This is a genomic window from Streptomyces sp. NPDC048479 (assembly GCF_040651435.1).
GTDB lineage: Bacteria > Actinomycetota > Actinomycetes > Streptomycetales > Streptomycetaceae > Streptomyces.
This window is the reverse complement of record NZ_JBEZKA010000048.1, coordinates 25,986-34,491: the sequence shown is the minus strand read 5'-3', so window position 1 is coordinate 34,491 and position 8,506 is coordinate 25,986. Positions and strand designations below refer to the sequence as shown.

At 68.8% G+C, this 8,506-nt stretch carries 8 protein-coding genes and 1 pseudogene; 7 read left to right on the top strand and 2 right to left on the bottom strand.

The features are described 5' to 3' along the window. Positions 1-450: 450 nt before the first annotated feature. From AB0D12_RS38260 to AB0D12_RS38230, 7 genes and pseudogenes are all read left to right on the top strand, one after another. Positions 451-660, top strand: a pseudogene (locus tag AB0D12_RS38260) (sigma factor); the annotation flags it as partial. Between the two features lie 414 nt (positions 661-1,074). After that, a complete protein-coding gene (locus AB0D12_RS38255; protein WP_327321446.1) occupies positions 1,075-1,401 on the top strand; it encodes a hypothetical protein in 327 nt (108 codons plus the stop codon). 201 nt (positions 1,402-1,602) lie between these two features. Continuing rightward, positions 1,603-2,235 carry a class F sortase gene (locus AB0D12_RS38250; protein WP_362693832.1) on the top strand — a complete coding sequence of 211 codons (633 nt, stop codon included), beginning with the start codon at positions 1,603-1,605 and terminating at the stop codon, positions 2,233-2,235. Between the two features lie 98 nt (positions 2,236-2,333). Continuing rightward, a complete protein-coding gene (locus tag AB0D12_RS38245; RefSeq protein ID WP_362693829.1) occupies positions 2,334-3,482 on the top strand; it encodes a serine hydrolase domain-containing protein in 1,149 nt (382 codons plus the stop codon). Positions 3,483-3,656: 174 nt separating this feature from the next. Further along, positions 3,657-4,538, top strand: a complete 882-nt coding sequence (locus AB0D12_RS38240; RefSeq protein ID WP_362693826.1) for a TetR/AcrR family transcriptional regulator — start codon at positions 3,657-3,659, stop codon at positions 4,536-4,538. 102 nt (positions 4,539-4,640) lie between these two features. Beyond that, complete coding sequence (locus tag AB0D12_RS38235; RefSeq protein ID WP_327321443.1) at positions 4,641-5,108, top strand: hypothetical protein; 468 nt, start codon at positions 4,641-4,643, stop codon at positions 5,106-5,108. Positions 5,109-6,024: 916 nt separating this feature from the next. Then, complete coding sequence (locus AB0D12_RS38230; protein ID WP_362693823.1) at positions 6,025-6,762, top strand: methyltransferase domain-containing protein; 738 nt, start codon at positions 6,025-6,027, stop codon at positions 6,760-6,762. A 106-nt stretch (positions 6,763-6,868) separates the two neighbouring features. On the opposite strand, the gene AB0D12_RS38225 is transcribed toward AB0D12_RS38230, so the two are convergent. After that, a complete protein-coding gene (locus tag AB0D12_RS38225) occupies positions 6,869-7,297 on the bottom strand; it encodes a TIGR03668 family PPOX class F420-dependent oxidoreductase (protein WP_362693820.1) in 429 nt (142 codons plus the stop codon). A 100-nt stretch (positions 7,298-7,397) separates the two neighbouring features. After that, complete coding sequence (locus AB0D12_RS38220; RefSeq protein ID WP_362693818.1) at positions 7,398-8,222, bottom strand: LLM class F420-dependent oxidoreductase; 825 nt, start codon at positions 8,220-8,222, stop codon at positions 7,398-7,400. Positions 8,223-8,506 lie beyond the last annotated feature (284 nt).

The following is an 8,506-nucleotide window of genomic DNA, read 5'->3' as shown; positions in this document are numbered from 1 at the left end:
GTCAGGCAGGAGTAGAACTCACCCCGGAAGCATGACAGTTCCGCCAGCGGCTCCTGCCGGGCATCGTGATCCAGCAAACTCATCCTCACGGCCTTCGTCCTGGACGTGTGTGTTCCTTGGTCGGAGCACATGTTCAGACGAAGGCCGCCTCCGCGTACGCCGGATACCGAACCGAGTGATCAAGTTCGACGCACCATTCGACGCCGGATGTTAAAGATCAAGCTAGTTGGGCCCACCGGCATCAGAGGGCCTCGCCAGCAGCGAACGGCACGAGCTGACACCCACCAAGGGACAGCCCGTACGGTAGGCGGGTCCGCGGCGCGCACGGACCCCGACACATGTCAGGTCCGTTCGAGCGTGGCCGGGTCAGCGTGTGTACTCCCGCTGCTCTCGCGTCGAGCAGCCTGCCCGCGACGCGGGGGCCGCACCATCTTTTCGATGTGGTTCAAAATGACGACCAACCGGGCTGCTCCTCGCGCGGCTCTCGGAGATGTACACACACGGCCGCTCTCGCGCCGGCAGGAAGACCGGACTCACCTGCGAGCGGTGGCCTACCGGATGCTCGGCTCGCTCAGCGAGGCCGATGACGCCGTCCAGGAAGCCTGGCTGCGCATCAGTCGCGCCGACACCAGCAGCGTCGAGAACCTCACCGGGTACGTACTGCCAACGACTCCCTGACGCAGGCCACTAGCCCGTTCGCCGTCCTTCTGGTGTTTCCTCCGGCGTGACGGTCTCTGCTCCGGTGACCTGCGTAAACGATCAAGCGAGAGCAGTCACTACGCCTGCCTGGGTGACGCGTATGGCGATGCGTCATGTTGCGGAGCTGACGGACTGTCGGTTGCCTCGGGAGCGGAGCACAGCAGAGGCGCCGCGCAGACAGGCCGGACACTGCTCCGTTGGAGGATCCTCGTGCGTAACACACATGTTGGTGTAGGTATCGGTCTGGCTCTCGGTGCCCTTTGCCTGTCGGTCCCGGCCGCTTTCGCCACCGGTGACTCAGGCCTTGACATCGGCCCGGGGAGCGTTTCGCCGGGCTCCACGGTCACCGTCAGCACCACGGCCTGCGGCCCGGACGTGACCTATGGCAAGGGCGAGTCGGAGGCCGGAGGGGCGTTCCACCTCTTCGAAGGTGACGGTGAGGGTGTGCTCACCGGCGAGTTCCAGGTCCCGGAAGGGACTGAGCCCGGCAGCGACACAGTCACCGTGAAGTGCCCGCCGCGGACCAAGGTCACGGATACGTACCAGGTCACTGGCCGCCGGCCGAGCGGCTCGGTCGACGCCGGCTTCGAGCCGGCCAAAGACAGAAGTAGGCAGTACGCCCTGGGTGGTGTGCTGCTCGCCGGAGCCGCCGCCGCGGGTGTGGTCAGGAGACGCCGACGTCTGAGCGGCATCCGCACCTGACTGCCCAACTCCCACCGCATCGCCCGGACCCGCATCGGCTCGGGCCTGCATCGGGCCCGGACTTGCATCCCCCGGGGGCCGCGAGGACCCCACGCCACCCCGCCGCGAAGCAGAGGCTCAATCGCGATGGAAACAGGGCACAAGATCAGCGCTTGCCCACACTCGTCCACGCCTTCAGTCAGGTTCCTGGCCTGCGCACTGATGGCCGGTACCGTGCTGGTGATCAGCGGGGCACGCGACGAGCAGCCACCGCAGCCGTCGGCTGCCCAGGCCTTCTCCACCTCTGCACACCCCGCCCGCAGCGGCACCGCCACAGCCGCGGGCCGCGCCGTCCAGCCGCTTCCTCCATCGAACCCGGTCCGGCTTCGAGTCCCCGCCATCGGCGTGGACGCCCCCATGACAAGACTGGCTCTCGACGCGGCAGGGAGGCTACGGCCGCCGCCGGCCGACCACCCCAGCCGTGCCGGCTGGTACAGCGACGGCACTGCTCCCGGCTCGGTAGGGACAGCCGTCACCGCCGGGCACGTGGACACGCCCACCGGCCCCGGCGCCTTCCACGGCCTCGGCGCCCTGTCCAAGGGCGACACCATCGAGATCAGCCGGGCGGACAGGCGCGTGGCTGTGTTCGCCGTCGACGCCGTGGAGGTCTACGACAAGAAGAAATTTCCGAACGAGAAGGTCTATGGCGGCTCCGACGTCCCTGAACTGCGGATGATCACCTGCGGCGGCAGTTACACCAAGCGCACTGGCTACCGGGGCAACATCGTGGTCTACGCGACGCTGACGGCGGTGAAACAGCCTCCCCGACCATCAGAGTCCTCCGCGCTGAGGTGAGCGGCGGGTGATCGGGTTGGATTCGACGGCATCGGCCCGATGATTCTGCGCCGCGGCGAGAGTCCTGTCTCCGACCGCACAGTTGAGAGGGTGGACCCATGACCGATCTGCGCGACACGCTGGAGACGCACGTCAGGAAGGGCTCGGTGCCGGGAGCGGTGGGCCTGGTGGCCCGCGGTGACCGGGTCGAGGTGCAGGCGGTGGGATCCGTCGACGTCGAGGGCACCGCCCTGATGGCCAGGGACTCGATCTTCCGCATCGCATCGATCACCAAGCCCATCGTCGCCGCGGCCGTCATGATGCTGGTCGAGGACGCCCGGATCGCGCTGGACGACCCGGTCGGGCAGTGGCTGCCGGAGCTGGCGTCACCGAGCGTCGTCCGTACGCCGGCCGGGCCGGTGGACGACGTGGTCCCGGCGGTCCGGCCGATCACCGTGTTCCACCTGCTCAGCTCCCGTGCCGGGTACGGCTTCCCGTCCGACTTCTCGCTGCCCGCGGTTGCGCCGCTGTTCAGCGAGCTGAAGCAGGGACCTCCGCAGCCGCAGACCGTCCCAGCGCCGGACGAGTGGATGGCGGCGCTGTCCCGTATTCCGCTGCTGCACCAGCCGGGCGACGGCTGGCTGTACAACATCAGCTCCGACCTCCAGGGCGTGCTGATCGCCAGGGTCACGGGACGACCGCTGCCCGAGTTCCTGGCCGAGCGGCTGTTCGAGCCGCTGCGGATGGCCGACACGGCATTCGCGGTACCGGCTGCCAAGCTCGACCGGTTCACCGGCTACTACCGGACCGATCCCGAGGGCGGTCTCGAGCTGGTGGACGCCGCAGACGGGCAGTGGAGCAGCCCGCCGGCGTTCCCGAGCGGCGCCGGCGGTCTGGTCTCGACCGTCGACGACTGGCTCGCCTTCGGCCGGATGCTGCTCGCCGAAGGGATGGCGGGCGGCCGCCGGCTGCTCACGCCCCAGTCGGTGCGGCAGATGACTGCCAATCACCTGACCGCGTCCGAGCGAGAGTCCGCCGGGTTGTTCCTCGAGGGCATGGGCTGGGGTTTCGGCGGCGCGGTCGATGTCGAGGCCGTCGAACCGTGGAGTGTGCCGGGACGCTACGGCTGGGTCGGCGGCACCGGAACAACAGCGCACATCACACCGTCCACCGGCGTGGTCACCATCGTGCTCAGCCAGCTGCAGATGGGCGGACCGAGCTTCCCCGCGCTGATGCGGGACTTCTGGCGGTACGCGGCCGACGTCTGAGGCGGAGCGTGGTGCCTGGCTGAATCCGCGCCGATGATGGGCGTCCGGCACAGGCCTGTTTGTCAAACGGGTCGACCCGTAATGTAGATGCTCCGGAGCTCTTCTTCGCCCTCCAGAGGGCGTCCCAGGGATCCCCGCTCGCACGAGGCGATCATCAGCGCGACCGCAGAACTGGTGGCCGAGGCCGGCTACGGCGCGACATCGATCGGGGCCGTGGCCGCGCGGGCCGGTGTCGGCAAGGACACGATCTACCGATGGTGGGCGGGCAAACCCGAGTTGGTCTTCGAGGCCATGTTCACCACCACCGACCACGCTCCGAACCCGGACACCGGAAGGCTGGCCGGGGACCTGACCGTACTGCTGCAGGGCCTGGTCGAGGAGTTCCACGCGCCTGCCGCCGCGGCGGCGCTCCCGGGGCTGCTCGCCGACTTCGCCGCCGACCCGGCTCTGAAGGCGCGCATCCGCAGCGACTTCCTGGCCCCATCGAAGGAACGGCTGTTGATCGTCTTCGAACGCGCCGTGCTCCGCGGAGAGATCGCGGTCGACACACCGGTGGACCTGGTCCTGGACGCGATGGCGGGAGCCGTGTTCTTCCACGTCGGACTGGTGGGCGAACCCCCACCCCGCAGTTGGCCGACCGGCTGGCTGCTGTCGTGGCCAGAGGAATCGAGGCCCGATGAACGGCCGGCTCCTCGCAGCGGCACCACCGCGTTCGGCGTGGCCGCGGCACACATCGCCGGCGGACATCGGGATGTGGTGCGCCCGCTGCTGTCCTGCGGACTGGCGGACGAGCCCAAGGGCGTCCTGCGTGCCGTATGGCACATGGTGAGCGTCGACCTGGTGCTTTCCGCAGTCGCTCTGGTCCATCTCTCACTGGCGGACGGTACGTCAGGCTCCGGCCTGGTGGCATGGTTCGTGGCCGCGCACTTCATCGCCTACGCGGCAGTTTTCCTGGTCATCACACTGTCGGTCGGCTGGTCGAAGCCGCTGTTCCCGCTGGCGCAGTGGATCCTGCTCCTGCCAGTCGCGGTACGGACAGTGGCGGGAGCCGCGTAACAACACCACAGGACTGAGCTGAAGCGCCGACCGCGTCTGGAACAAGGGGGGATCCCACCCGAAGAGGCCACGCGGGGGCAGGACTGTTCCTATGCTGCGGCAATGGACTGGACGGCTGTGGTCGCGGTGGCGTTGGGCGGGGCGATCGGCGTGGGCAGCACACTGGCCACGGACCGGGTCCGCTGGCGCAGGGACAGCGTGGCTCAAGACCGGGAATCGCTGCGGTCGGTGTACGTCCAGTACCTGGAGGCATTGGCTCAGGCACGGGATGTCATCTCCCATGCGAGCCGGGAGGTGCACCGGTCGGCGGAGGAGCGGGCGCAGATGGCGTGGACGGTCACGCGGGACCACGGGGTGTATGCAAGGCAGTACGCGCTCGAACTGATCGCGCCCGTCGAGGTCGTGGAGAGGACCAAGGGTGTCGCCGACAAGCTCGTGACCTACCGGGACGCGGTGGTGCAAGGCGAGACGTGGAGCGATGCCGGCTGCACCGAGGCACGACGGGCATTACGGGAAGCCCGGCACGCCTTGATGGACGCCATGCGCACCACCCTCGCCCGGCCGCAGTAGGCGCATAACAACGCGCCCCCGTTACCGTGAGCAAGCCAACACCCGCAAACTCGGACCCCGGTGCCGCCGCAACCCGGCGACTCGTGATTGGAGCCAGCGATGAGCGTGTGTTGGCACTGAATCTCGTCTCACCTGGGCCGGGGAGAGCCTGGTCGGGTCTGTCGGTTTCTCCGTGCGGACACCACGCCTCATGAAAGCAAGAGGCGAGCAATATCGGTTCCCGCCGGACTCTATGTGGGCGTCGCCGCCATCGGCCTCATCGGTGTGCTGGCGACGCGCGAGAACCTGGGGCCCGGCCCGGCGCGGGACACCCTGGCGGAGCCGACCGCCACACGTAACGGCATCCCCGCGCAACCGCACACGCGCCACGACGCACCCCTCCTGCGTTCTTGAAGACCGCAACGGTGGCGGGGCTCGACACTGCTCGCGGGTGCAGAGTCCCAGTGCATTCACCCAGTCGGTTGAGCAGTGTCACCCCGCATCGACCCCTTGCCCTCACCGATCACACGCTTCCGTCCGCCGTGATCCTTACTGTGACCTCACCTGCAAGGGCAGTTGCGCTCCGCGGCGGTCGAGTCTGGAGATGGGCATCGAGGAACCCTTCCTGGCCGCAGGTCGCGAGGATGCTTCTGTGCCCAATGACCAGTCCCGATCGCAGTGCCGCTCGACGGTCCGGCCGGTGGTCCGGACTCCGTCCGGCGGATCACCCGGAAACTCGCGTCAGCACAGCCAGGACTGACCCCGTGACGGCCTTCGGCGGGTGGAAGTGCGGCCGTGCGCCCTCGAGTGCGGGGGCGAGATTCCTGCCCTCGCCCGAGGCCTTCACAAGCCTGCCGACAGCCGCCCGGTAAAGCCCCTGAACTGGGCTTTTGTGTCACGCAGACCTACGATCTACCCATCGGGAAGGGGGGTCCGGATGGACCGGAACGTACGCACTGTGGACGATGTACTGAGGCTCCTGGACGGCTTGTTCGCGCCGGAGGCGGACCGTTGGACGGACGGTGCGGCCTCTTGGTGGGACGGTTTCTACGCGGACCGTTCCAAGCCGGTGCCGTTCTTCGTGGCGAAGCCGGACGAAAACCTGGTCTCGTATCTCGACCGCGACCTCATCACCCGGGGCCGCGCCCTCGACTTGGGCTGCGGCCCGGGCCGCAACGCGCTGCGCCTCGCCTCCCTGGGCTTCGAGGTGGACGCCGTCGACCTGTCTCCGACGGCCATAGCCTGGGCCGAGGACCGTGCCCGCGAGGCGGGGGCCGACGTCCAGTTCCACTGCGGCGACGTCTTCGCCCTCACGGGGACCGCGCTGGGCGGTCCGTACGACCTGATCTACGATTCCGGCTGCTTCCACCACCTGCCACCCCACCGCCGCATCAGCTACCTCGCCCTCCTCGACCGAGCCCTCGCCCCTGGCGGCCATCTCGCCCTCACCTGCTTCGCGGCCGGCGAGATGGGCTCCGAACTCCCCGACGCGGACTTCTACGGCCAGTCCCGCCTCCATGGCGGACTCGCCTACACGCCGGAGTCGTTGCGCTGGATCTTTTCCGACCTGACGGAAGTCGAACTGCGCCGCATGCACGACGAACCGCCTGAGTCCCCGCTCTTCGGCGAATCCTTCCTCTGGACGGCCCTGTTCCGCCGAGCCACCCACTTGTAGCGTCCATGCGCGCGAGGGCCGCTGTCCCCGCAGCTCCTTGTCTCAGCAGCTCAGCACCAACCGTGCCGGCGGCGCTCACGGACCGTGCGCGCGGCCGGCACGCGGCTCACGACGCGCGCCAGCCGCTCCAGCGCAGGACCGAGACTTCGACCACCGGTCCGTCGGGTGGCCGGTCGGCGTACTGCTGGTATTTCGCCGTGAGCAGGCCGATGCAGCGGGCGGCCTCGGGGGACCGGTCCGGTGCCGGGAGCACTCGGGCTTCGCCATCGGCCCGGGCCCACCACAGGCGGTCCCAGTCCTCCTCGTAGTGGTCGGTGAGCAGGCAGACCGACGGGTTGGCGGCGATGTTGGCCAGGCGTTTCAGTCGCGTCGTCCGCTTCGGTTTGTGGTCCACGGCCAGCATCACCGTGTCGCCGTCCAGGGCGAACACCACCGGCACCAGATGCGGGTGGGCCGCCGTGCCGGCCGTCGCGAGGTGGGCGAAGCGCGCCGCGGCGAACCGCTCCCGTGCCTCAGCGCTCGTCAGAGCGGGCATCGCATCCCCTTTCCGGCAGTCATGGCATTCACGGCGGCTATGGCGTTTGCGGATTCCCGGATCGGTCCCGCATCCCCGAGGCGCAGCGGTTTCCGGCTTCTCAGCGGTACCGGGCAGCGACTTCGGCCAGCCGGTCCAGGAACTCCATCGTCTCCCGTTCGGGCATCGTCGGCACGTAGAACAGCAGCCGCTCGACCCCCAGACGGCTGTAGCCCTCGATCTGCTCGGGATCGTCGGGAGCCGCGTACACCGTCACCGGCACCTCTCGGTCGGCAAGGGCGCGCAGCCGCTCGATCTTCGGACCGAGTTCCTGCGGCGGCAGGCTGTTGGCCAGCCACGCGTCTCCGAGCTGCGCCACCCGCCGGAACGCGCCCTCGCCGCCGCCGACGTAGATCGGCGGATGGGGGCGCTGTACGGGCTTGGGCCAGGCGAAGACCGGATCGAAGTCCACGAACTCGCCGTGGAACTCGGCCTTCTCCGCGATCCACAGCTCGCGCATGGCGCGTAGCCGCTCGTCGGCGAGCCGACCGCGGGTGGAGGGGTCGGTGCCGTGGTTCCTCATCTCTTCACGGTTCCAGCCGACACCGACGCCGAGGATCACACGGCCGCCGGAGATCAGGTCGAGCGAGGCCACCTCCTTCGCCGTGATGATCGGGTCGCGTTGCGGGATCAACGCGATGCCGGTGGCCAGGAGCAGTCGTTCGGTTACGACACCGATCGCGGTCAGGGCGACGAAGGGGTCAAGGGTGCGGTAGTACATCTCCGGCAGCTCACCACCGCCCGGGTAGGGCGTCTGGCGGTCCGCCGGGATATGGGTGTGCTCAGCGATGAACAACGAGTCGAACGCGCGTTCCTCCAGTGCGGTTCCGAGCGCGGTCGGGCTGATGCCCTGGTCGGTGATGAAGGTCGAGACTCCGAATTTCATGACGGCTCCGTCGAGGGTCGAGTACGGGAAAGGACGGGTGGCACAGATCTGCTGACTACCCGCCCCGGGCGATTCCGCTCCCATGTCCACCCGGGAGAACCATCGCGGAGCACGGTTCCCCGGGCCCGCGGTCGCAAAATCGCGCTGGGGTGCCGGCGGACGCGGATGGGCGGTCCGCCGGCCCAGAACCTCGGCGTGGCTCCATCGCCGGCTGACAATCCCGGGGTGGCGTCCTCGCAGGGAGCAGCAGATAACTTCTCCCCCTGAATGGGGGAAATCTGACG